Annotated in this window: 20 protein-coding genes; 9 read left to right on the top strand and 11 right to left on the bottom strand. The window is 52.3% G+C overall.

The features are described 5' to 3' along the window. Positions 1–4 precede the first annotated feature (4 nt). The 4 genes from VFA09_15755 to VFA09_15740 form a co-directional block, all read right to left on the bottom strand. Positions 5–868 (bottom strand): pentapeptide repeat-containing protein, encoded by an 864-nt coding sequence (locus tag VFA09_15755; GenBank protein ID HZU68733.1) that lies wholly within the window; start codon positions 866–868, stop codon positions 5–7. Positions 869–883: 15 nt separating this feature from the next. Beyond that, positions 884–1,213: a PadR family transcriptional regulator gene (locus VFA09_15750; GenBank protein HZU68732.1), complete on the bottom strand. Its 330-nt coding sequence runs from the start codon at positions 1,211–1,213 to the stop codon at positions 884–886. A gap of 229 nt (positions 1,214–1,442) precedes the next feature. Continuing rightward, positions 1,443–2,504, bottom strand: coding sequence for a pentapeptide repeat-containing protein (locus VFA09_15745; protein HZU68731.1), 1,062 nt, complete (start codon positions 2,502–2,504; stop codon positions 1,443–1,445). A 189-nt stretch (positions 2,505–2,693) separates the two neighbouring features. Continuing rightward, a complete protein-coding gene (locus tag VFA09_15740; GenBank protein ID HZU68730.1) occupies positions 2,694–3,692 on the bottom strand; it encodes an amidohydrolase family protein in 999 nt (332 codons plus the stop codon). Between the two features lie 340 nt (positions 3,693–4,032). Here VFA09_15740 and asnB point away from each other — a divergent pair, with 340 nt between their 5' ends. Together asnB and VFA09_15730 are read left to right on the top strand one after the other, a co-directional pair. Further along, a complete protein-coding gene (asnB, locus tag VFA09_15735; GenBank protein HZU68729.1) occupies positions 4,033–5,862 on the top strand; it encodes an asparagine synthase (glutamine-hydrolyzing) in 1,830 nt (609 codons plus the stop codon). 211 nt (positions 5,863–6,073) lie between these two features. After that, a complete protein-coding gene (locus VFA09_15730) occupies positions 6,074–7,969 on the top strand; it encodes a transcriptional regulator (GenBank protein ID HZU68728.1) in 1,896 nt (631 codons plus the stop codon). A gap of 35 nt (positions 7,970–8,004) precedes the next feature. Here VFA09_15730 and VFA09_15725 read toward each other — a convergent pair whose 3' ends face one another. Next, the gene (locus tag VFA09_15725; GenBank protein ID HZU68727.1) at positions 8,005–10,635 is read right to left on the bottom strand and encodes a CheR family methyltransferase; all 2,631 of its coding nucleotides are present in this window, start codon (positions 10,633–10,635) and stop codon (positions 8,005–8,007) included. Positions 10,636–11,067: 432 nt separating this feature from the next. On the opposite strand from VFA09_15725, the gene VFA09_15720 reads away from it, so the two are divergent. Next, positions 11,068–12,654, top strand: coding sequence for an ATP-binding protein (locus VFA09_15720; GenBank protein HZU68726.1), 1,587 nt, complete (start codon positions 11,068–11,070; stop codon positions 12,652–12,654). A gap of 105 nt (positions 12,655–12,759) precedes the next feature. On the opposite strand, the gene VFA09_15715 is transcribed toward VFA09_15720, so the two are convergent. From VFA09_15715 to VFA09_15705, 3 genes are all read right to left on the bottom strand, one after another. Continuing rightward, complete coding sequence (locus tag VFA09_15715; GenBank protein ID HZU68725.1) at positions 12,760–13,533, bottom strand: hypothetical protein; 774 nt, start codon at positions 13,531–13,533, stop codon at positions 12,760–12,762. A gap of 558 nt (positions 13,534–14,091) precedes the next feature. Beyond that, positions 14,092–15,138, bottom strand: coding sequence for a glycoside hydrolase family 3 N-terminal domain-containing protein (locus VFA09_15710; GenBank protein HZU68724.1), 1,047 nt, complete (start codon positions 15,136–15,138; stop codon positions 14,092–14,094). A gap of 697 nt (positions 15,139–15,835) precedes the next feature. Continuing rightward, positions 15,836–16,570 carry an OAM dimerization domain-containing protein gene (locus VFA09_15705; protein HZU68723.1) on the bottom strand — a complete coding sequence of 245 codons (735 nt, stop codon included), beginning with the start codon at positions 16,568–16,570 and terminating at the stop codon, positions 15,836–15,838. 291 nt (positions 16,571–16,861) lie between these two features. On the opposite strand from VFA09_15705, the gene VFA09_15700 reads away from it, so the two are divergent. From VFA09_15700 to VFA09_15685, 4 genes are all read left to right on the top strand, one after another. After that, entirely contained in the window at positions 16,862–17,422 is a 561-nt protein-coding gene (locus VFA09_15700) for an Hsp20/alpha crystallin family protein (protein ID HZU68722.1), read from the top strand. A 251-nt stretch (positions 17,423–17,673) separates the two neighbouring features. Next, positions 17,674–19,239: an NAD(P)/FAD-dependent oxidoreductase gene (locus VFA09_15695; GenBank protein HZU68721.1), complete on the top strand. Its 1,566-nt coding sequence runs from the start codon at positions 17,674–17,676 to the stop codon at positions 19,237–19,239. A gap of 7 nt (positions 19,240–19,246) precedes the next feature. Further along, positions 19,247–19,447, top strand: a complete 201-nt coding sequence (locus VFA09_15690; protein ID HZU68720.1) for a hypothetical protein — start codon at positions 19,247–19,249, stop codon at positions 19,445–19,447. Between the two features lie 33 nt (positions 19,448–19,480). Then, positions 19,481–20,302, top strand: a complete 822-nt coding sequence (locus VFA09_15685) for a carbon-nitrogen hydrolase family protein (protein HZU68719.1) — start codon at positions 19,481–19,483, stop codon at positions 20,300–20,302. An 85-nt stretch (positions 20,303–20,387) separates the two neighbouring features. Here the strand turns inward: VFA09_15685 and VFA09_15680 are convergent, their stop codons facing one another. After that, entirely contained in the window at positions 20,388–20,699 is a 312-nt protein-coding gene (locus tag VFA09_15680) for a hypothetical protein (protein HZU68718.1), read from the bottom strand. Positions 20,700–20,805: 106 nt separating this feature from the next. Here VFA09_15680 and VFA09_15675 point away from each other — a divergent pair, with 106 nt between their 5' ends. Both VFA09_15675 and VFA09_15670 read left to right on the top strand, forming a co-directional pair. After that, positions 20,806–22,626 carry an ABC transporter permease subunit gene (locus VFA09_15675; protein ID HZU68717.1) on the top strand — a complete coding sequence of 607 codons (1,821 nt, stop codon included), beginning with the start codon at positions 20,806–20,808 and terminating at the stop codon, positions 22,624–22,626. Between the two features lie 17 nt (positions 22,627–22,643). Next, positions 22,644–24,038 carry a nitrate/sulfonate/bicarbonate ABC transporter ATP-binding protein gene (locus tag VFA09_15670; GenBank protein HZU68716.1) on the top strand — a complete coding sequence of 465 codons (1,395 nt, stop codon included), beginning with the start codon at positions 22,644–22,646 and terminating at the stop codon, positions 24,036–24,038. Here the strand turns inward: VFA09_15670 and VFA09_15665 are convergent, their stop codons facing one another. Together VFA09_15665 and VFA09_15660 are read right to left on the bottom strand one after the other, a co-directional pair. Further along, positions 24,039–24,593, bottom strand: a complete 555-nt coding sequence (locus VFA09_15665; GenBank protein HZU68715.1) for a hypothetical protein — start codon at positions 24,591–24,593, stop codon at positions 24,039–24,041. Then, on the bottom strand, positions 24,565–25,515 hold the full coding sequence (locus VFA09_15660) for an RluA family pseudouridine synthase (protein HZU68714.1): 951 nt from the start codon (positions 25,513–25,515) through the stop codon (positions 24,565–24,567). The genes VFA09_15665 and VFA09_15660 overlap by 29 nt, the downstream gene beginning before the upstream one ends. Positions 25,516–25,616 lie beyond the last annotated feature (101 nt).

Raw genomic sequence — 25,616 nt, 5'->3', positions numbered from 1 at the left:
CTCCTTATGAGAGCACAGTCACCTTCGATACATCGGCTCCTATGCCTTTGAGCGCGGCATACGTGAGCTTATCCATCAGCGCGCCGTCAAAGTGCATGGATTGGATGGCACGCTTCTGAGACCAGATACCCACCGGGCGGAAAGACACATTTTTAAGGGTTGCGCCCTGAAACGACACATCCCTCAGTGACGGTATGCCAAACGTGATGCCGATAAAGGTCTGTCCATCCAGTCGCTGTCCGCTCAGGTCGGAATAGTGGAAGTCCACGCCGAGAAAGGTACAGCGTTCAAAGGTCGTTTTTCGCAAGTCGGTCACATCGAATTTGACATCCGTCAGCGTGACGCCGATGAATTTTGCTCCGTCCAGCCCCGATGTTTTGAAGGTGGTGCGCACCAGGATTGATTCGCGGAAGCTCGCACCCGCAAGATCACTTGCGGAAAAGATGCAGTCGGTCAGATTGGCGCGGTCAAAATTGGCTTCACGTACGTCACTGCCATAAAACGAGCTGCCGGTCAAGTCTGCGCCCGAAAAGTCCGAGCCCTGCAACGCGCTCCCATGAAACTTTCCTTGATGCGCGATTACGCCCGCAAAGTCGCTGTGTGGCAAATTGCTCCCACCAAGGTTTACCAATACCTGGCGCTCCAGTGTGTGTGTGAGGTTGGCGACCTCCTGGACAGTTTGCTCAATGTCGCCGATACTCTCAATGGTCATCTCAAAGGCGGTTTCATCATCCTTGCCCTCGGCTTTGAGTTCATGGAAGCGCTCCTGCAAATCGGAGAGCAGATCCGCCTTTAATTCGGCGGCGCTTTTTACCCCCTCGTATGGAGCAAAAACACCGTTGACATAGTCGGTCAATTTCTCATTCATAAAAACACCTTTCCTTTACAAGAGGTTATCCAGCACGCGCTTCGCGTACTCCCAGTTGCTTTTGTTGCGATCATACGTTGCTTTCCCTTTTTCAGTAATCCGAAAGTATTTCCTCCTTCCACCTTGCGATTCATCGCCCCAATACCATTCGATATCACCGTCCATCTCAAGCCGCCGCACGCTAGAATACATGGTGGCTTCCTTTAATTCATATTCACCACCCGAGCGCTCAGCAATCAGCTTGACAATCTCGTAGCCGTAGCGGTCGCCTTCCGATAAGAGCCGCAAAATCATCGTATCGGTATGCCCACGTAGCAGGTCGGAGGTCAGTTTGTTTTCATTCATATCATCACCTCGTAGTTGGATTATACATCATAGTACTATGTCTGTCAAGGTACTATTTCGATTACAATACTTTGTTTGATAAACTCGCTGTTCTTTTGTCATGAGCGCATCAGGTGAAGCAGGTAAATAAGGGGGAGAGATGGCAGGAGCACAAGGAGGGGAAACTTTCTCGCGAGAAGAATGGTCAAAACTCCACCAGCGCGTTGCACTCTTGACATCAGCTTCGAGTTCAAAGCTCTCGCTTCACGTTCCTCCCGGAGAGAACCGCCTGCAATTGCTCTTCAGTCACTTTGGCGGCACGCACATCGGCCTCATCGAGGATCGCACCGGTCAGCGTCGCACCGGTGAGATCAGCCCCCTGCAAATTCGCGCCTATCAAAGCAACTCCCGTGAGCACTGCTCTGGTGAGATCGACCCCTTGCAAATTCGCATAGCTGAGATTGGCCCTGGTAAGATCAACGCCCTGCAAATTCGCCCCGTTCAGATCAGCGCCGGTGAGATTGGCATCTCGCAGCCTGGCACCAGAGAGAAGAGCGTGCGACAGATTTGCCCTCAGAACTGGATAGCGAACAGCTCCTACTTGCAGCAGGCTGGAAGCGTCACGTGCTGCTTTTTCCATCGCCATGCGAGACTGACTCAGATCGGCACCGGTGAGATTGGCACCCCGTAAATTAACCCCTCTCAGGTCAGTTCTGTTGAGGCGAGCCTGGGATAGATTGGCACCAGAGAGGTCGGCACGATATAAGATCGTTTCGCTCAGATTGGCTTCCCGGAGATTGGCTTCCCTGAAATTCACGCGACTCAAATTCGCCTGTTCTAAGTGGATTTGAGGCAGTTCAATCTGCTGGAGGTCTGCTCCGATCAGGCCGGAGCTTCCTTGCAAGGCATCGCCGATAAACGTCGCGGACAGGCCATTGTGGCTGAAAAACTTCAACATACTGACCTGCTGTTCGCCAGCCAAGGGTTTCAACACCTGGCCCAGCCGTTGTTGTGCAATCTGAGAGATCTCTGGCTTGTCGGCCAGAACTGTGAGGAAGTAGGTCTGGAAGACCATCTCCTGAAGCATCATCATCCATTGCTTCCCGGTCTGCTCCTGCGTGTACATTTGCCAGGCAGTGATACTCAGACTAAACAATATGGCAAAGATGAGCGCGATCCAGATCAGTTGCGAGGTTCTCCCTCCACTGGCAAGGTTGAGGAGAAAGCCGATGACCGCACCCAGTAATCCAGAGAACACAGCCAGGGTCGAGGGATGAAACACGACCTTGCTCACGCGAAAAGAACGTTTCATGCAGAGGCACTCCTTCCCGACTTCTAGAGTTTTCTCTCAGTATATCCTCTCAAGGCTCGGGAAAAAAGAATGCATCCTCTAGATGAGCTTTGCGGTCCAGGGACTACGTCTGCTCGGTCGGATTCGCGTCGCGCGTAATCGGATGGCGTCCGGGAACACCAGCCGCCCGGCGGACAAAAGCAATGGCCGTTAGCCAGTCTTCAGCCCAAGCAAGCGTATGGCGTTCTCAGCGTAGACCGCAGCCATGTCCTCGCTGGAAAGACCGACCGCGTCGATATCCGCGATCGTTGCCTCGACCGCATTCGAGGGTCCAAGTGGCATGTCGGTGCCGAAGAGTACGTGCCCTGAGCCGAAGAACTCGAGGACGCAGCGGACCGCGTGTGGCGCGCCAAAAAGTGCCGTATCGACATAGAACCTGCGGAAATACTCGAGTGGCGGCTGCGGCAGGATGTCCTTGACCTGCCGGTAGCCGGGACCCATCGCGAGTCGTGCGGAGAAGTGTGGCACCATGCCGCCACCATGGTGGGCAATCACGAACTGGCGCGGGTGGCGCTCCATGTGCCCGGAATAGACGAGGCGTGACAGGGCGGCAGCAGTCTCGTAGGGCCAGCCGATTGACCACCACAGGCCAAAGTCGGACCTACTCTCGACCGGATAGTCGGCCCATGCCGCGCTCCGCGTCGGGTGAAGCCATACGGCGCGGCCAGCATCCTCGAGCCTGCTGAACAGGGGCTCGAAGCGCGGATTGTCAAGCGGCATGCCCAGGACGTTGGTGTAGAACTGCGCACCCAGCGCGCCGAGTTGCGTCAGCGCACGGTCGAGCTCGCGCAAGGCCAGGTCGACGTCCGAGAGCGGCAGCGCGGCGGCGAATCCGGCGAAGCGATCTGGAAATCGCTGGACCAGTGCCGCCATCTCATCATTGGCGATGCTCGCAAACTCCGCCGCAACCGGCGGTGGCCCGACCTCTTCCAGCGGCGGCACGGCAAGCACCAGGACCTGTGCATAATCACCGTACGGCTCGATCTTGCGCCACCTCGCGTCCAGGTCGGTCAGCACCGGATCGAAGTAGAAGACGCCCTGGCGGTAGTAGTCGAGCTGGCCTGGAGCCATGGTTTTCTCGAGCTGGCGCTCCAGCCGCTCGAGATACGCACGAGGCAGGATGTGCGCGAATGCATCAATCTTACGCATGATTAACTCCTTATGTCCGTAAACCTATTGTGCCACAATCCGCCGGGATCAGCAAGATGGCGAGAAACATCGATGGGAAGCAGTATGCATGATTTTGCTTTCTGTGTAGGAGAAAATAGAGAGGTCTTCCACGCCACTCAGGCTCCGGCAAAAAAATACGTACCATGATACGTTATTTCACCGATGTCTCCCCGTGAAAATTGGGTTACCTTGTTTATAGCGACGCACGAGAGAAAAGCGACGCCGGGAAGGCTAACAAACCTGTCATTCTCGACCAGCGTATCTACAATCAATGATTTAAGAACAGTTGAAAGCATTATCACAGAAAAGGAGACAGCATATGTGCGGTATCGTTGGATGGATTGATTGGCAGCATGATCTAACCTGCCAGGGAACAATAATAAACCGTATGGCGGATACATTGAATCACCGTGGGCCGGATGCAGGAGGCCAATGGCTTGCTCCACATGCCGCCCTGGCACACCGCCGCCTGATCGTGATTGATCCAGAAACCGGGGCACAACCAATGGTGTATCAAGAAGGAGAGAAAATCTATGCCATCACGTATAACGGAGAAATCTACAACTTTCGTGACTTGCGATGCGAGCTGGAAAGCTACGGCCATCGCTTTCGCACATGCTCAGATACGGAAGTACTCTTGCATGCCTATGTTGAGTGGGGAGAGACCTGTGTTCAGCATTTGAACGGTATCTTCGCTTTTGGACTGTGGGATGAGCAACAGCAGCAACTCCTGCTCGCACGCGACCATATCGGTGTCAAGCCCCTCTTCTACGCACAGCGCGGAAATACACTTCTTTTCAGCTCAGAATTGAAGGCGTTGCTGGCACATCCGCTTGTCAAAGCTGAGGTCGATGCCAGTGGTCTGGCCGAAATTTTGACTTTCGTGCGCATTCCGGATTCGGGAATCTATCGCGATGTGCATGCATTACGCCCCGGCCATATCGCCATCTGTCGCGAACAGGGCATACGCATCAGCAGGTACTGGTCACTGCAGAGTGCCCCACACACTGACGATCTCGATACAACAACTGCGTATATCCTTTCGCTGCTGACAGATACGGTCAAGCGCCAGTTAATTGCCGATGTTCCGGTCGTAAGTATGCTCTCCGGCGGGCTAGATTCCAGCGCATTGACGGCCCTTGCCGCCCGGGAATTCAAACGAGAAGGCAAAACGCTCCATACCTATTCGATTGACTTCGTGGATAGCTCAACACATTTCCATGCCACACCCCTGCATGTTTCCCTGGATGCCCCATGGGCCAGGCGTGTTTCCGATCATGTTGGCTCGCAGCATCATACCGTGACCGTGGATTCGTCTACAATGATTGAAAACCTGCTGGTCCCGCTCTTTGCCCATGACTTCCCAACGGCAGGCCAGATGACCACTTCACTCTACCTGCTGTTTAAAGCGATGAAACAAGATGCGACCGTCACATTGTCAGGTGAGTCAGCCGACGAAGTCTTTGGCGGCTATCCCTGGTTCCACAATGACACCATGCTCAAGGCGCAAACTTTTCCCTGGCTCTCTGCCTTCATCGGTCCGGGAGAGTCTGCTCGCTCGTGGCTATCTGCTGACCTCGTACAGAGGATGCGCCCGGAACAACACATCGAGCAGCAATACCACATGACAATTGCCGAGGTTCCCAAATTGGAAGGAGAAGAGGCGCTTGAGGCAAGAAGGCGCGAGATGTTTTACCTGAACCAGACACACTTTCTGCCCTTTTTGTTAGAGCGAAAAGATCGTATGAGCATGGCAACCGGATTTGAAGCACGTGTGCCTTTCTGTGATTACCGCCTGGTAGAATATGTATGGAACATCCCGTGGCAGATGAAGACGATCGATAACAGGGAAAAGGGTATCCTGCGCCGTGCCCTTGCCGGTGTGTTACCTGATGATGTATTGAGCAGGAAAAAGAGCGCCTATCCAACATTCCAGAGTCCAGCATACCAGGAGGCGACGCGAATCTGGGCCCAGCATATCCTGAACGATGCCAGCGCCCCTATCCTGCCGCTCCTCAATGTACAGATGGTGCGAACGGTGGTGGAAAATAAGGAGCCACTGCCAGCAATGGCCCTTGTTTCCCTCTACGAGTGTATCATCCAGCTAAACGAGTGGCTCAAACAGTACCAGGTGAGGCTGGCTCTCTAAAGCCTTCATCACCTGGCTCTCCAACAAAGCGATATTGCAAAACTATCACAGAGCTATCACAAAACTACGCTGGTAGCGCAAATTGTTTCAATCTGGCGCGATTTCAGGTACAATAGCAGCAAGCAGGTATGGAGAGGAATGTGATTGCTTGCCGCTAAAAGTTTGTTCGTGAACAGATGGGGAAAGGTAGCCTGTTGAGGATGTGAGCGCTATGCAGCAGCCGGTTGGAGATATCATACGTAAGATACGGAAACTGCGCCACCTTACTCAGAAAGATGTTGCCGGGGAGCGTTTCTCAAAATCCTATCTGAGCGCTGTCGAACACAATCGTATTACGCCATCCCCGGCTGCACTCCGCTATCTTGCGGAGAGACTGGGACAACAGGATGGCAATTTTGCGGCCTTGCTTCAACAGTTTGACGACGAAAACGATGGATTCATCCTCGATACGGCTCCTCATGGACGAAATAACAGTCAAATGAAGCAGCATCCTGCTTTCAACATCCTCTCTACCATGCTGGAACAGGTAGAATCGCAAGGTTTTTCACCGCATCATGCCTTGCCAATACCACCAACTGAAACTCTTACATCCCTTCCCCAGCCTATGCAGATGCGTTACTACTTCTTACTCGCACTGCAGGCCAGGGAAAGGCGAGATTTTCCTGCTGCGCTACGGTCATTTGAAACCGCCCTGACACTCGCATCTTCTCAGCAGCATGCCATGATCCTTGACGAAATAGGAAGCTGTTACTTCTTGCAGCAGGACTATCTCACGGCGCTAGGGCATTATCTGCATGCACTCCATTTGCTGTCGCAAGAGCCTGGCGATTCCGCCTCTACTGCACAGCAGTCGAAGATTGAGCTTCATTGTGGGGAAGCCTATCGCGCCTTAGGCGGGTATCAACAGGCCATTATCTATTATGAAGCGGCCCGCAAACACTTGAGTGCGGCCGATGATCTGGCCAATACTGCCAGATTGTACTGCGGATTGGGCTACTGCCTCTACGCCGCGGCATACACCTCCGACACATCTTCAAACTCCGCGGCAGGGCAAGAAGCAACAGTGCGGAAAGAGCATAAGTTCCAGCATGCCATTAACATTTTGTTGCAGAGCAGGAATTTTTATCATGCCGCGAATGAACGCCTCGGCGAATCGAATGTTCGCCTCCTGGTGGCTCGCGTCCTGCTCGACTTTAGCACATGGCGCTGCCAGTCCCAGGAAAGAGCCAGGATTACCGACAAGAAAGCATCCTATACAGACTGTGCATCCATGCTCGCTGACGCGTATGAGCAATGCCGGCAGGTGCTTCTTAGCTGGCTCACACCAGGCTCAGGTGACGAAGCTGGCTCATTCCACCCCTCTTCACCTTCCCTGGCTACTCCAAGGGTCTCGCCAATCTCACCTACTCCGCCTGAATGTGATGACTTGCCAGGCGAAATAGGGCTGAGGCAAACCCCGCTCTGGATAGAATCGCTCGATGGAGCCGCTCAGGAGAGAAATCGGCTGGATACTCTTCTCTATAGAACGCTTGCTTGCATCATTCGCATCCCGGTCCATCGCGCCATGCTCGCACGCCGGGAAGAAAAAGGCCTTGACGTTGCCTATCGTGAAAGGGCTTTTGCCGCCTATTGGTGTCAAGAAATACTCAATACACTTGCAATCCCCTCACTTCCCTGGCCTGTGATTGCGCAAGTGGTGAATTCATCGGCAGAAACAATGGAATATCGTTCCCCAACTCTACCTCACCTCAACGACCAGCTTGCTGAATCCACTGTGGATGCACCTCGTAGTCTGACGAGCCTGGTTGAGGTCTATTTTGCTGCCGGGGAAGTTGCCGAGGAGCTTGGACGCACTGCTACCGTGTCGGACTATGCTCACGATTGCTATGTTCAAGCCGATCAGTTCTTCGAGGCAGCACTTTCGCTGGCTCGCTCCGCGCTCAAAAAAGGAGAACTCGAACCAGGCTACCTCTTTCTGCTCTACCAGCGCAGCATCTCCCTGATGGAGGAACGCGCCGCTGCCTCGCCAGGACTTTATGCAGAAACTACCAGAGGGCTTCTCTCAGTTCTTCAGCATGCATTCCAGCAACTCCAGCTTGCTCTGTAAGTGCAGCATGACACGTAAGAATTCAATTATTCAGCTCATGAAGCGGTATCGATCGATTGCACCTCGGACTTTTTTTCCGCCAGTTCCGTTCCGTTTATTCCGTAGATGATCACACCGGAGACACTTCCGTCAGGGTGATGAGAAGGCACGAGCATAAATAACAGCTTACCGGTTACACCCAATGTTTGCAGGGCATGCATAGTGGGAAGTATCTGTGATACATCTTGATTATAGACCCTTCTTGCCAGGCGTTCAACCTGCAAGCCATCCTCCCAAATGAGCCTGGAGATATGCTCCAATGGCCGACCGATAATTGTTTCTTCTCGCAGCCACTCTCCATTCGGTACGTGAAAGCTCTCCACCAGCAGTTCTGGCCCACTCAGCACCAGGATGATGCAAGGAATATGCGCAATGATCTCCGCCAGATGTGCCTGTGTAACTGTCAGGATAGCATTCTGTTCCTGCAATTCTTCTATCGTTTTCTGTAATGCCTCATATGCACTCTGAAATTCTTCATTATTGGCCTCCACCTCCTCCAGGTTCGCTTGCGATTCCTCATTCGTCGTCTCCAACTCCTCTAGCCTGGCCTGCAGGTCTTCCTGGATCAGGATCATATCTTCATTCGTCGCCTGTAGCCTCTCATTCGCCTCTACTAGCGCTTTATTCACTTCATCCAGGCGCTCATTGGAAGCTCCAAGTTCTTTCACCAGCTGCGTTTGTTCGGATCGAAGCGCTTCCATTCGCCGCAGCATGCGCACCTGTTCGGTCATATCGATGATACTGATCACCGCCAGTTCTGGAGCTACGGCCATTCCCGATCCTATGGGATTTATAGTCAGTTCAACATAATGTCCGCTACCTCCCACACTGGCATCAAGCCCAACTTCCCGCAACGCGATCACTTTACCCTCCTCAAAGGCCCTATCTATAGCGACACGCACTTCCGCATAGGGAATGCCTGAGGCGGAATGAAGAAAATCTTGCTCGCCGCCATCGCTACTCAAGCGCAGCAACCGCCGCGAGATAGTGTTCGCGGTCACAATACGGTAGCTGCGATCTATCACCACAATACCAATGGGCAAGGAACGGAACAACAACTCATTGAAGTGCCGCAATTGCCCAAGATCAAAGCCTGATCGTGACACCTGTACCTCCTCATGCTGCTTTCCGAGAGCGAGCAACGCGTGGCTACTCAGGCGCCCCTGGAAAGATAGCTTTGTCAACTCGAGAGTACCGGACAAGTGTGTCTCGAGCAGAGCCTTGCTGACGCAGCGATACACGTTCATGTTCTTCTTCACGCCTGTATAGAGCCGTGAAGAAGGACGTATCGCCTCAGTCTTGTCCAGCAGCAGGTACCCACCTGGAAAGAGCGAGAAAGCAAACTGTGCCAGGATACGCTCCTGCGTCTCGGGTGTAAAATAACCCAGCACATTCCTGCACATGATCAGGTCGATAGCGGGGAATGGCGTACTGGAAGCCAGGTCATATGCTCCAAAAACAACCATTTGACGCAGCATTTTCTTCACATGATGGCCGTGGTCGGCTCTATCGAAGAATCGTTCCTTGTATCCCGGTGGCAATCCTTGCAGCACGTTCTCAGGATATAATCCGCGCCGCGCAAAAGTGATCGCGGCCGCATTCAAATCGGTCGCAAAAATCTTGATCGTCCACTGAGGCAGTTCCGCCCCAAGCATGTCAGTGAGAAGCATCGCGAGTGAGTAGGCATCCTCTCCGGTAGCGCATCCCGCTGACCAGCAGCGTAGGACGCGATGCCGGTCATATCCTCGCGCCACCAACTCTGGCAATACAGTGCTCCTGAGAGAGGCGAATGCGTCGGGATCGCGAAAGAATTGCGGAGAAGTGGCAAGCAGTGATTTCACCAGTTCCACCGCCTCTGTCGGTACCGACTTCACGTAATTGAGGTAATCACCCATCGCAGAGGTATTGGTTACGAGCATACGATATCCCATACAGCGCAGCAATGCCGAAGCCTTGTAGATACTGATATTGATATGTAACTGATCTTTCAAGAATTCGAGGAGTTCGCCGAGTACCTGTCCTTGTTGCTCGTCAGGTGGTAAAGAGATCCCTGTTAATAGTTTGTAGAGTATCGGGCCAATGCGTTCTAGATCCACCTGAAGATCCACGATGGTCGGAGGAAGTGCTAAAGGCATCCCTGGGAAGCGAGCCGTTTGCGGGTTTTGAATGATGACCACTCCACCGGAGTGCTTCACTTCAATGGCTCCTGCCGAGCCATCTGAACCGGTGCCGGTGAGAATCACAGCAACCAGGCGTTCGCCATACACCTTTGCGGCGCTGGAAAGCAGCAGATCTACCGAAGGTTTTGGACGCCCCACCGTATCCTCTTGTGTCTCAATATACCCATCATTGATCGTCACATGGCAATTTGCCGGGGCCACGTAAATCTTGCCTACCTCGAGATAGGTATGGGCTGTTATTTCTATCACAGGCAAGGAAGTGCGCCTCTGGAAAATCGTGCTTAAATTACTGGCTCGATTGGGGTCGAGATGCTGCGCCAGTACAACCGGCGCAGGAAAGTTTTCCGGCAGGCTGCTCACTATGACCAGTAGTGCTTCGATACCGCCTGCCGAGGACCCAATCACCACCAGGTTACGGCTGCTTAAGGATGTGCTTTGATCAGCCATGTGCTCATCTCAAATTTCTGCTATCGTGATAGGTAATAGAGAGCAACTTCTAAAGAAGAACGTAGAACCAGACAGAACATCACGAAGTTATCACTCTATAACATTTTACCACCACGAACCTATCACATACTTTTGAATCCCTTGCAATGAATGCAAAAGGGAAATCCAATTTCATATCACAAATACGTCACAAAGAAGCCCTTTTCATCACAATCTTTGGAAGAAGTCGGAAATTTCCAAAAGTACAGTGATGAATAGACTTTTTTCCAAAAGTTTAGTATACTTTTCACCAGGGTATATTCGAGAAGCGCTTCAGATAGATAATCCAAGAAGAGATTATCCGCACTATAGTCCTGGGAGAGCTCTATAGTTCTATAGCTCTGGCTATGCTATTACCGGAGGGTTGAAAGAGCAAGGAGTACGGGAGGAAGTATGTCACAACCATCGCTCTCTTCCACAAGTGTAGTAGAAGTACAGCAATCAAAGAAGGGACATATGCAAGCTTTACCGGTTCGCGTCGAGCTTCGGTCTCTGATCGAAGCAGTTCCCGATGCCTTGCTGCTCATTGATGAACAGGGGAAGATTGTCCTGGTCAATCATCAAGCCGAGCAACTCTTTGGCTACTCGCGCCAGGAATTCCTTGGCCTGGATTTAGAATACCTGTTTCCAGAGCGATTTCGCACGCAGCATCTTCAGCACAGATACACTTATTTGCAGGACCCTGCGGTACGTCCAATGGGTCCAGGACTGGAGCTCTATGGCCGGCGCAAGGATGGCAGCGAGTTTCCGATTGATGTCAGCTTAAGCCCCATGCAAACCATTGCCGGACTCTTCATCATCAGCAGTATTCGCGATATCACCGGGCGTCGACGGCTGGAACAGGCTGCCCATACCCATCTCACGTTATTACAGGCAGTCATTGATGCGCTGCCGAGCGGCGTCTATCTCGTGCAGGGGAAAGAGGCGGAACTAATAGTTGCTAATCGCGCGGTCTCTAAGATCTGGGGCGCAACCTGGATTCCAGGGCAGCCCTTGCAAGATTTTTTACAGACGCACCATATTCAGGTCCTTGATAGCAATGAGCGAGAGCTGGCTTACGACCAGTTCGCCATCACCCGTGCCATTCGAACCGGCCAGCCCATTCTCCAGTACCAGGAAGTGATCCGGCACGCCGATGGCACACGCCTTCCCATTCTGTTCAATGCAGTCGCGTTCGCGCCGGAATATCTTCAGGACCTGCTGGCGACCGATGTTCAGAGCGGAGGAGTACTTGTCATCATGCAGGATATCACGCCTCTCAAGGCTGTGGAGCAGATGAAAGATGAATTCATCGGCCTGGCCGCCCATGAATTACGCACACCCCTGGCGGCGTTAAAAGGGTTTGTCGAGATGCTGGTCCTTCAAACGCAGCGCGGCAAAGGCCCGGCGCTGGCAGACTGGCAGGACGAGGCCCTGGCAGAAATACAGGTAGCCACCAGCCGACTCATGGAATTCTCAGAAGCCCTGCTGGATGTCACGCGCATTCAAGCCGGACGTCTCATACTGAATGTGAGATACACAGACCTGGTTGACCTTCTCCAGAAAGTTGTGCAGCGCGTACAGGCTAGCACGCAGCAGCATACGCTATGCCTGCATACAACGGCTGAGACTTTCCTGGTTCCAATCGACGCCCTGCGCATTGATCAGGTCTTCTTTAATCTGTTGAGCAATGCCGTCAAGTACAGCCCGGGCGGCGGAGTGATTGAGATCGACATTCGCCTGGATCAACAGGGGCGCGAGGCAATTATCTCTATACGCGATCACGGCATCGGTATCCCTGAGCATCAACAATCGCTATTGTTTCAACGTTTTATACGCGCCGATAACACGCAAGGCATCATTGGAGCAGGCCTGGGACTCTATTTATGCCGCGAATACATTGAACGACACGGCGGGCATATCTGGTTCGAGTCGGTCGAACACCAGGGTTCCACCTTCTTTGTCTCCTTGCCACTTCCCGCGCATACCTGGTCTCCATAGCAGCAACCACGCTATCGGATGAACTGTTTTTTCTTCTAGAGCGCGGTTCACCTGCATGGAGCGACCCATCGAGGGGGAAGTGACTCTAGCGGTCGCCCTGGTGGATTATGCTGAGCATTCGTGATGTGCTTGCCCCTCATTGAGCCTTTGTAGGCAGAAATTGAGCCACGTGCGCAGATCATGCACCCTCTTCTCTTGATCCTCGACTTCTTGCCTCTGCTGTTCCAGCCAGACTTGTTGCTCTAAGAACCATTCATGCTGGGGGTCTTGTTCTTTCTCTCGCGCCTCCAGCCACGCTTGCCTCTGATCTAACCACGTTTTTCTCTGCTCCAACCATTCTTGCCTCTGATCTAACCATACATGACGTACTTTTATGCGGCTTCGTTCCCCTTCAATAAGTTGATCATTGAGCCCTGATACGCGCGGATTCAGGTACCCATAAGTGGGATTGGGGATACCGGAGAAAGTCCCGGTGAGACGGCCAAGCGCCTGGAAGAAACTCTGCATTGTGAGGTGGCTCTCTGGAAGTATGACCAGATTAGGAAATGTCTGCCATGTTCGCAACTGCTCGCTATTGGCATTCGTAATCAGCATAATCGGAAGAGGTTTGAGAGCAAATAAGTGTTCAAGCGTTAAGAGAACAGGGATTTCAGTGAGTGCCTCCACAGGCACTCCACCAAGAATCAGCAGATCATATGGAGACGAAGGAGCCTGCTGCAACTGATCAAGGACGGTCTGAAGGTAGACAGCTAAAGAGTCCAGGCCTGGACTAGTAAGTAGGGAGAGATGCCCGGCCTGTGAGAGCATGGATCGGACAAAAGTGAGCATGGTATATTCCTCGATATGCACGCCGGCCCGTAAACTGATGAGTTCTTGCATATCCGCTCCTTCCTTTTCCTTTCATTCGCAAGAAGTTGCAAAGATTCTTCCCCTTCGCTTCGCTCAGGGCTTCGGCTTTTTCCCGTTCGCTCCGCTCAGGGCTAAAGGCTCAGAATGACATGATTGTGCATGTCATTCTGAGAGAAGCGAAGAATCTCTACCAAAATCGCCTACTTCAATCTTGACAAGGCTCGTCATAGCAGATGGGCGCAGCCAGGTTGTAGCCGGTATCCCCATTGATAAGTCGAATAGCATCCAGGGGTAGCCTGAGTAACTTCTCCGCACTACAAGCATCTCTACATCGACATCGTTTTATGAGGACGTGTGAAATCTGCCAACAGAAATAAGATCGCCCACTACAAGCATCTCTACATTAACATTGTTTTACGAGGGCCGAACTAAGAACATGCGAATTGCCACCGTCCATCATATAATATGGCACTTCTAACGCGCAACGAGATATTTCTGTGTAACAGGGATAAGAAAAAATTGTGACTATTTTGTGATATGGTGTCTCACAACTGCTAACGCATCAATATATGTGGCCAAACCTTGCAGCTATTTAATTATTCCATATTGCAGCTTCATCAGTAATATGCGCTGTACAGACTGATTAATGCGGTCGATGGTCAATTTACCCTGCTGAATAGCTTGCTTGAGGGCAGTCACAACGGCGGCCACCTGGTCAGGTGTATAAGGCCCCTCCACAAGGTCGTCACCAGCAATGATAGAGAGCACTGCGGCCTGGCTCAACGTCCATTGATCGCTGATGCCCTGCATATAGAGGCCATCGGTAATCACAACACCATTGTAACCAAGTTGATTTCTCAGAACGCCCGTAATCGTCTTGGGCGAAAGCTCAGCCGGCAGGTTCGGATCAATCGCGGGCATTAATACGTCGGTGGACATGATCATTGCCGGTTGCTTCGAAGCGATCAACAATTTATAGGGAGCAAGATCGATCTTTTCCAGATCGGGTAAGCTGCGATTGACGGTCGGGAGGCCGGTATGGGGATCGGAGGTAATTGCGCCCAGTCCCGGAAAGTGTTTGAGGCATCCCGCCACCTCATTTTGTTGCAGGCCATCGAGATATGCGCCTGCATACTTCGCCACAGTTTGCGGATCGCTGCCAAACATGCGCGTCTCCAGTACAGGTGGGTCCACAGTATGCACATCGACAACCGGAGCAAGATCGGCATTAATGCCTAACTGTAACATCCACTTTGCGGCCTGCGCCCCCTGCTGGTAGGCATAGTTCGGATTGCCTGTCGCCGCCATCTCAGCCGCCGAGGGCAGGTATCCATGAAAGACGTAGAGCCGATTGACCAGCCCACCCTCCTGGTCGGTGCCGATTAATAAAGGAACTCTGGCATCTTTCATGGCTTGCTGGGAGAATGCCGCGGCATTGCTTATCTGATCGTAAGGCGGATCAAAATTATGATTGCTCTCCTGGTAGAGAAAACCGCCAACATATTGCTGCGAAACCATATATTGTAAGCCGCTTGCCGAGTAATCATTTCCAAGATACTCCACTATGATAAGCTGGCCCAATTTTTGATCCAGCGTCATGCCGGCCATTATTTGCTGCACTTTTTCCAGTTCCACTTTGAGCGCACTTTCAGCAGAGATATCTGTCCTTGTCGAATGAGTGGAAGTAGGTGAAGGCCTGCTAGCAGTAGGGGTTACTTGCTGCGGACTTTGAGAACTCGCGCTGCCCAGCAAATTGGAACAACCGGAGAGCAGGAGCAATACACAACACAGGATGATGATAGAGCTGCTGAAGGCCCATCGAGCGGATTGTTTTGTCTTCCGTGGCTTATGCGACAGAAAAGAATCTCCACATACTATGAACTCTACCAGTCGTATAAAATCAACTTTGTTCAAAGCAGAACCTCACAAGATAAGAAGACCAGGCTTCTGGAATGATAATAACATAGGCGTCTCTGTCTATTAAAGCAAACGGTAAAAAAATACCAGAAGTAGCTTTTTGATCCTGCAATATGCTGCGCACACAATAGCAGGAGGCGGGGGAGACAAGTGCCCTCGCCCTTTACGCTGAAAGGACGAGGATCGACGCTGCACTCTGGCGTACATCACATCCCCATTGGGAGCGCAGCAGGCAAGAACAAGACGAGCGTCCCGACTATCCGCAACGAGGGCGGTTTTGGTGAACATTAAATACGAAGTTCTTCTCCCTCCAAGATAGCATATCCTTCTTGCAAAAACAATCCTTGAGGATCAAGATCAGCGTGGTATATTCTTTCCTGGAGACGGGAGCGGCTTAAACTACAGGGATGCAATATCATGCGTATTCTGACCTGGCGATCAATTCCTGGGCAATATAGCTTGCAACCATCATCGCGTTTGAACCCGGCCCAAAACCGGCATCATACCCTAGCTCCTTGGCGAAGGCATGAGAAATACGCGGCCCTCCAACGATGAACAGATAGCGTTCGCGCACCTCCTCTGCCTCTGCCAGCTCGATCAATTTCGTCAGGTTATGAATATGCACATTCTTTTGCGTCACTACCTGCGATACCAGGATTGCCTCGGCTCCCTCCTCGGCAGCACACCTTAACAGGGCTTCGCATGATACTTGAGCGCCTAGATTTATAGCGCGAAAGGCGGGAAAGCGTTCCAATCCATAATTTCCGGCATATCCCTTGGCATTGAAGATCGCATCGATGCCAACCGTATGCGCATCACTTTCGATAGCCGCGCCAACAACAGTTATCCGGCGGCCTAACCTCTTTTCAACCAGTTCGTTGATCTCATGGAAATCCAGTTCGTCATGCGCCAGTTCGTCCACCGAAATCTGATCAGGATCAAGCGTATGCGAACATGCGCCATAGATCACGAAAAAAGAGAATTCCTTATCCATGGCCTCGGCATGGGCAACCAGGGGATTGCTAATGCCCATGAGCATGGCATAGCGCCGGGCAGCCTCTCGCGCGCGAGCATTCAATGCCAGGGGTAGAGTGAATGAAAGCTGTACAATACCATCATTGGCAGTGTCACCATAGGGGCGTATTTGCATAGGAACACACCTCATTGAGAAGAATAACGTTGTCCTCTGATTAGTATAGCACTTTGGGAGATCCAGGAAAGATGTTCTTACTTAACATAGCAAGCGAACTATATTAACATAATTTATTAAATTTATGTGTTAATAATTAAGCATGTCACTTGACAAATTACGTTAGGTTATGTTATAATGATTGACGTGAAGACGAGGTCCCATATAAATAGAGACGCGTCTGATATACTTCCGAGCATTAAAGTGTTCTTTGAAAGTTCCAGTAGTGAATATAAAAGGAGGTTACTCAGTATGGCAGGAATTACACGTTACGACCCTTACAGCGAAGCCTTATCGCTGCGTAATGCCATGGACCAGCTCCTGGCACAGAGCTTTGTCAATCCTAGCTGGGGTTGGAGTCGCACACAGACCATGATGGCTCCTATGGATGTTTGCCAGACAGACAATGGTTACGAGGTGAATGTTGCCCTACCTGGAGTGAACCCGCAGGACATCGATGTGACGGTGCATCAGAACACCATTGACATTAAAGGAACGTTCAACTACCGGCACCAGCATGAACAGAATCAGCCGCAGCGCCAGGGCCAGCAAACTGCCCAGATGCAGGGGCAGATCCAACAGGGCCAGCAGCGTGGTGAAACCCACAACTGGCTTATGCGGGAAATAGGCTCCGGCACTTTCGAGCGCACCATCACGCTACCCCAGCCCATTGATGCAGACAAGATCGAGTCGAGCTACCAGAATGGCATCCTTACGCTCAACATTCCCTTGAGCGAGACCAGCCGCCCCAGGAAGATCAATGTAAACAAGGGGCAGACCCAGGGGCAACAGGTAACCGTTGAGTCACGATAGTTGCAATCCCCAATCAGGAAGAGTCTGGCTCCTGCCGCTTCTTCATGAGGGAAGGATAGTAGTCAAACTCGCGAAAGCCAAACACAAATACATTAAGCAATAGCTGTTACGCAAAAGCAGGAGAAGGTTGGTTTAGCAGCCTTCTCCTTTAGTATTTCTTCTCCAGAGACGGCTGGCCTCAACCATGTGTTATACTATTCCCAACCAGGATTTGTCTATCCTACCATTTCATTCCAGGAGAGCAAGACCACATGGCACAATCAACCGATCAATTCGACGTTATCATTATTGGAGCAGGACACAATGGACTCGTTGCAGCAGGCTATTTAGCTCGCGCGGGTAAAAAAGTGCTGGTGCTGGAAAAACGCGATCGAGTAGGTGGCGCATGTACACTCGAAGAGCCTTTTCCCGGTTTCACCATGTCGCCGTGCGCTTATGTTGTAAGCCTGCTGCGTCCTGAGATCATTCGCGATCTAGAATTGCACCGGTATGGTTTTGATGCTTATGTCAAAGACCCGCAAATGTTTGTACCATTCCTGGATGGCAACTATCTATTTTTCCGCGCCAGCACCGAGAAAACGGTCGAAGGCATCCGCCGTCTTTCGCCCCATGATGCCGAAGCCTATCCCAAATTCCTGCGTTTCTTTGACCGCGCTTCCGAGATACTCACCCCCATCCTGCTCGAAGAGCCTCCATCGATAGCCGACCTGGCCGCTCGCTTCCGCGGTGAGGACGAAGAAATCTACCGCTATTTGATGTTCGGCAACCTCTACGACATGCTGGCTGATTATTTCGAGTCCGATTATTTACGCGCAGCATTCGCAGGGCAGGGCGTCATTGGTTCTTTTATCGGCCCTAAAACTCCAGGATCAGTGTATGTGATGTGGCACCATATGTTTGGCGAAGTTAACGGCGAGCATGGCATGTGGGGATATGTGCGAGGCGGCATGGGACGCATCAGCTTTGCCATGGCCGCGTCCGCCGAGGCTCATGGCGCAGTCATTCGCACGAATGCTCCCGTCGCGAAAATCCTCGTGCATAATGGACGCGCAGAGGGCGTGCGACTGGAGAATGGAGAAGAATTGCGCGCCGCCGCGGTGCTCTCAAATGCCGACCCCAAACGCACCTTTTTGCAGTTCTGCGCCGGCGTGGGCCTGGATAAGAGCTTCCTCAAACGCATCTCACACATCAAAACCGAGAGCGCCGTTATCAAGCTGAACATCGCGCTGAAAGAGTTGCCCAGTTTCAAGTGCATTCCCGGAACGACGCCAGGCCTGCAACATGCCGGTTCCTGCGATATCACCCCGACACCTGATTGGGTGCAGGAAGCATTCGAGGATGCGGAACGCGGCGAACTCTCGCGCAAACCCTATATCGAGGCCTACATGCAGTCGGCAACCGATCCTACAGTCGCGCCCGCCGGTTATCATACAATCTCGATGTTCTGCCAGTATGCTCCTTATCATTTAAAGGGCCGCGAATGGTCTGATGCGGTGAAAAACGAGATGGCCGACCGCATCATCGCTACCATGACCGAATTCGCGCCCAACTTTGCAGACGCAGTGATTGATCGCCAGGTGCTCAGTCCCCTCGATATCGAACAACGCTATGGCCTGCCCAACGGCAATATCTTCCAGGGCGAGATCACGCCAGACCAGCTTTTCTCGCTCAGACCTACACCTGAATGCGCGCGCTATCGCACTCCTATCGAGGGACTGTACCTCTGCGGCTCCGGCTCGCATCCCGGTGGTGGAGTGATGGGTGCGCCGGGCCACAACGCGGCACAGGCACTCTTGAGCGATTGGGCAAAGAGGTAATACCGGCATGCGTACCAGACGTTTCAGCACTTCGATGGGCATTGCTTTCACCCTATTAACAGCGGGCGTCGTTGTGCAGGTAACCGATCAACTGGAGATCTTCGGGAAGAATAGCGTCATCCCATTGATTATCGGACTGGTTATCATTGTAGTGGGAATACCATTCGTCTTCCTTTTGCGCCGTATCTTACAGACGAAAGAACCATGACACACCAAAGCTCAGAGATAGGAGAGGCAATTCATGGAAATAAAGATAGCCGTAGTACAATGCACTATCAACCAATTTGCCCCGGAAAAGAATCTCATAAGGGCCGAGCAGTTCATTGAAATGGCCTCATCGCAGGCACAGCTGATTGTCTTTCCTGAAGATTTTGTCGTCGGGCCGCTGATTGGTAGAAGACAGTTTGCCGATTACGACGGGCGTTATTTCAGGCATTTCCAACACCTGGCTGCTAAATACACGATTGACATTGTTCCCGGCTCAATCCCGGAGGGCACAGAGACAGGCATCTATAATACGACCTGCTATATTGATCGCGGTGGAAACATTCTGGGTAAGTACAGAAAAGTGAACCTGTGGATACCCGAAAGAGCCTATAATACTCCCGGCACTGAAAGCTGCGTTTTTCAAACGCGCTTTGGCAAAGTTGGGCTGATTATCTGCTGGGATTTGATCTTTCCTGAGATTTTCCGAGCAATGGCGCGTGAAGGCGTGGAGATGGTGATCTGCCCAAGCTACTGGTGCCTTGAAGATGCCGGCGAGGGCATGAAGTACGACGAGAACTCCGAGATCAAGCTGGTCAATGCTTTGTGCGTGACAAGAGCGTTCGAAAACGAGATCGTGCTGGTTTACACCAATGCTGCCGGACGATTGAATTACGAGGGCAACACGGGAACGCTGATCGGCCAATCACAAGTTACCGTTCCTTTCAAGGGCTCTCTCGGAACAATGGAGCATAACGAGGAAGAGATGCGCTACTTTGTCGTAGATACCTCTATTTTGGATGATGCGGAGAAAGCATACAAAATACGGGAGGATTTGCGAAAGAGCGTTTCAGCTTGACATAGCTCTTCTGGCTGCGGTATAGTCTTTTTGGGTTTTGTCTTTGTGGGAAGTGAGTTCATAAATGGATAGTGAACATAGCTGTTCACATCAACGGCATGTAATAAAGCGCGTTCCCGGCAATCTTTACATTGCCAACGAACAACCAGGAATTTTTGTTGCTCACTATTCTGTGGCATTCCGATCCTTGTGGAGGAAAAACAGGTCCATCCCGGCAAAATAATGCCTGTTCCTCGTCAAGCGAGCCTGCCACCAGGAAAGTGCTGGTGGTTTTTTTATGCCGTTGTTTTCGAAGGAGGTGAGATGGCGTGAAAGCCGATCCTGAACAACGATTTTCAATTACCGTCACAGTGTTTTCTGTCCCTTCATGCAGCACGGAGAAGCTCTGCAGGTACATCGCGCCATTCTCCTCTCTGGCATAGGAATGCCCCCGCTGGCACGAGATAGCTACCAATCAGGTTCCTCCATGCTGCCTGAACTCAAAAGATGTATGGAGGTACCAGGTGGCTCAAGTTTTCATTCCCGATAACCCCCGCGAGCGTGAGCAACTCACGGGGGCAAGCACGAAAAAAGAAACGACTTACACTCAAGAGCGCCGTTCAAAGGCGGCACGTCGTTTGGGTGGCGTTGATCTCCTGGTTGCGCTGGGCATACTTGCTGCTATAGCCTTTCTCATCATAGCCGCCCAACGTTGGACAGCTCCGCTGACACCCAGCGTCTCTATTGACCTGAATCCCCAGGTGCTGCCGCTGTATGCTGGCTATTCGCTGCTGCGTATGATCCTGGGTTACATCCTCTCGCTCATTTTTACCCTGGTCTATGGACATATCGCGGCCACCAACCGGCGAGCAAGTATCGTGATGATTCCAATACTCGATATCCTGCAGAGCATTCCTATTCTCTCGTTCATGCCGGCTGTCATCCTGGCATTGGTCGCCGCATTTCCGCACTCCAATATCGGTCTTGAACTGGCAAGCGTTATACTGATCTTTACCAGCCAGGCCTGGAACATGACCTTCAGCTACTATCATTCGGCACGCACTGTCCCTACCGAATTGCAGGAGGTGGCCACAATTGCGCGCATGCGCCCCTGGCAGCGCTTTCTTAAGCTAGAAGTACCATCATCGATGATTGGCCTGATCTGGAACAGTATGATGAGCTGGGCCGGTGGCTGGTTTTTCTTGATGGCTTCCGAGCAATTTACCCTGGGCAGCCATTCTTTTCAACTACCAGGGTTGGGTTCTTATCTCCAGGCTGCCGCGAACACCGGCAATACTGAAGCCATCCTGCTCGGCCTTGCGACGCTCATTATAGTAATCGTTCTGCTCGATCTGCTCTTCTGGCGTCCGTTGGTAGCCTGGGCCGACAAGTTCAAACTGGAATTGAGCACCGAAGGGGAAGCGCCCCACTCCCCGATCCTTGATGCGCTGCGCCGCTCAGCAATCATTGCCTTTTTGAACCGGCACATCTTTCGACCTGCCGGGCACCTGCTCGCCATGTTCCTGAACTGGCTCCAACCGTTACCAGACCGGGAGCATAGAGCATCCGTAACTGCTCAAAAGGAAAACACCTTTTCCATACGGCGTGTTATTGGATGGTTGATAGCAGCATTAGCATTGGTGATAATCATTGTTGGCCTATGGTTTGCAATACGTCTCCTTTTTCAGGTAAATCTCGCCACCTGGGGAGAGTTGCTGCTTGCCGGCATTGCCACATGGCTGCGCACGGTCGCGGCGCTCGCGATTGGCATCGCCTGGACTGTGCCGCTTGGGGTTGCCATCGGGCTATCACCGCGCTGGTCACGTCGCCTGCAGCCGGTCGTACAGGTGATTGCCTCTATTCCGGCAACGGCGGTCTTCCCCGTTCTGCTGCTAGTCCTTGTAGACCTGCCCGGTGGGCTTTCGCTTGCCGCCATTGTGCTAATGCTATTGGGAACACAGTGGTATATACTCTTCAATGTCATCGCCGGAGCAATGGCCATTCCCAGCGACCTGCGCGAAGCCTCAACGGTCTATCACGTAAGTGGCTGGCGCAGGTGGCGCACGCTGATACTGCCTGCCATCTTTCCTTACCTGGTGACGGGCATGCTAACCGCCAGCGGTGGCGCGTGGAATGCCAGTATTGTTTCAGAATATGTTGTATTCAACAATCACATCTCCAGCACAATAGGTCTTGGGGCAAGCATTGCCGCTGCCGCAGCTACGGGAAACTTCCCTGTCCTGCTGGCAGCCACCCTTTTGATGGCTATTATCGTCGTTATTATTAACCGCCTGCTCTGGAAACGCCTGTATACCCTGGCAGAGCGCCGCTATACATTAGGATAGATTGGAGGTAAGAAAGCATGACACAATTTGGCCAACTCGCCCAACAAGATGACGCCACCGAGCCAAAAGAGGTGCTGCTAGAGGCACGCATGTGCAGTAAAACGTACCAGGCTGAAGACAGGCATACAAAAGATACTCCCTCACATTTAGTACTCGACTGCGTGCAGTTAAAGATTCATGCCGGTGAATTTGTTGCTTTACTCGGGCCGTCCGGGTCGGGAAAATCAACGCTCTTACGTATCCTTGCGGGGCTGATCCAGCCTACCGAGGGCCAGGTCCTCTTTAAGGGAGAACCACAATATGGCCCGAATCCACATGTAGCCATTGTGTTTCAATCATTTGCCCTCTTTCCCTGGCTCACTGTTTTACAAAATGTAGAGCTTGGCCTGGAATCGCGCCCAATGACCTCTACCCAGCGCCTAAAGAAAGCGCTGGCCGCCATCGATCTCATTGGCCTGGATGGCTTTGAAGATGCTTATCCCAAGGAACTTTCTGGAGGGATGCGGCAGCGGGTGGGATTTGCCCGCGCCCTGGTCGTTGAACCAGAATTATTGTTCATGGATGAGCCTTTCAGCGCCCTCGATGTCCTGACAGCTACCAACCTGCGCAAGGAACTACTGGGCCTGTGGCGCGCGCAAAGCATGCCGACTCGCGCAATCCTGATGGTGACGCATAATATCGACGAAGCCGTGAGCATGGCCGACCGTATCCTGATCATGGGCGCCAATCCAGGGCATATTCGAGTTGAACTACCGGGACTGCCGGTTGAACAACGAACCATCCAGGGCGATTCGCATACGGCATTGGTAGACCTGATCTATCGCATCATGACCAGCCCGCAGGAGGATATAGCGAGTTTATTGGCGACACGAACACCACAGGCTCAAACAGGACCCCTTGTTCGCTCAACCCGGCCTTACCAGGTCTTGCCGCATGTCTCTATTGGCGATGTTACAGGGCTTATTGAGCTGGTGCATACAAAGGGAGATCGAGATGATCTCTACCAGCTTGGGCGGCACCTGCACCTCGAGTTAGACGATCTGCTGCCGCTGGTGGAAGCAGCAGATGTACTTGACCTGGCCGAAACCCAGGAGGGCGACCTTGTACTAACGAAACCCGGCATACATTTTGCCGAGGCAGGTGTACTGGAAGAAAAACAGGTGTTCCGCGAACAGGCGCTCGCTCACGTCAGCATTCTGCGCCAGATCGTACATGATTTAGAGTCGGCGCCGGGGCATACCTTGCCGGAGGAATTCTTCCTGAGCATCCTGGAAAAGCACTTTAGCGAAGAAGAGGCTCAGGCTCAACTTCAGACCGCGATTAACTGGGGACGCTATGCCGAACTATTCTCCTTCAACGAAGATCGTGGCATGTTCCGCCTTGAGGAACCTGAACCTGCCGAGACAAAATAATCAATCTGAGATAGTATCGAGCATCGCCCGGATAAACTTCACGGCCACGGATAACCAATCGAATGAGCGCGTCCACGCGACCCATTCTTGCTGCCTCGGCCAGCCTGGCTTATAGCGAGGAATCATTTCGCTGGGCATCACGATTGCCCAGCGAGTGCCTTCGCCCAGGCCACCCGGTGTAATACGAACCGAAATATTGAACACATTCTCATTAGGCAGGTGGATTTTCCAATCCGGCATGGTTTTCAAAAGGGGATCATGTCTCCAGTTCGTGAAGAGCGCGGGATCTTCGGGCGCCCCACTTTGCGAGCGCTGTAGCGTAAGCACCTGCCCGATCACAGCCGAACGCTCCCACTCAGGAAAACGCATCCAGACGGAGTAACGATATTCATCAAGCCCGGCGCTCTTTATAAAGGCACGGTAGCCCTCGCTCTCGATGCGGCGTTCCGTATCGCTCTGCCAGATTCTGACCATGGCATCAAGGCGTTTTTTCTTTGCTTCCTCGCTCAAACTGGCATAAGGGCCGCTATTCTGCGGGTACTGTTTTGCTTGCATCGAGAACTCCTGACCACTGCGGGAAGTATTGCTCCTGCCAGGCTACCAGGTCACCGGCCAGCGGGGCGACAAACGTGCATAACACATTATCGGGATAGCGCCGCAGTTCAAGGCTAAAGGCATGCAGGAATTGACGGCCCAGGCCTGCTCCCGGCGTTCCAAGCATAGCAGGCGGCGCGTAGGTCTGATCTCCGACAATAGCATAACCCAACACTGCCAGGTGCGCACGAATCTGATGCGTGCGACCAGTGACAGGACGCGCTTCCACCAGGCCAAAATCGCCCTCAACTGCCAGCACTTTCAGCATCGTCGCTGCGTGTTGTCCCTCAGCGCCAACAATGCAGCGGCGTCGATCAGCCGGGTCGCGCATCAAGGCCCCTTCAACCATAACATCTTGCTGTCCCATACTTAAAAGATCAAAAGGCAAATCGAAATCTTGCTCAGGTTTGCCATCAAATAACCGTGCCATTCTTAACCCCGCCCGCGGCCTTGCCCATTCCGGCGCGCCCTTTTGCACGACAGCAAGGTAACGTTTGACAATGGTGTGTCGCTCAAACTGGCGAATAATGTGGCGACAACAGCGCTCTGTACGGGCAAGCGCAACGACGCCAGACGTATCTTTATCGAGGCGATGCAGCAAACACGGACGATTCAGCAATCCTTCCTTTTCCCAATACCATTGAGCGCGCTTCTCTCGCAGCATCTCGCGCACATGTGCCGGCGCCTTGGCCCATGCGGGCTCATCGGGCAGTTCTGGCGGCTGCCAATCATCTCCTCCCCACTGCTCCAGGTACGCCAAAATTGCATCCCACATCGTCCCATCAGCATGTTTGTACGTGGGATGAATGACCAGGCCCGCCGGTTTGTTCACGATTAGCAGGTGATGATCCTGGTAAATCACAGAGAAAGCATCGAGTTTCATGCTTAGAGTATAGTGGCCCCTCTAATTTTGGTCAATAGTTCATGGCTATAAGAAATATCCATGCTTCTATTCATATAGATTCTGTTCTTTCAACACGATTA

Source organism: Ktedonobacteraceae bacterium, from assembly GCA_035653615.1.
In the GTDB taxonomy this organism is placed as follows: domain Bacteria; phylum Chloroflexota; class Ktedonobacteria; order Ktedonobacterales; family Ktedonobacteraceae; genus DASRBN01.
This window is presented reverse-complemented; position numbering and strand designations above follow the sequence as displayed.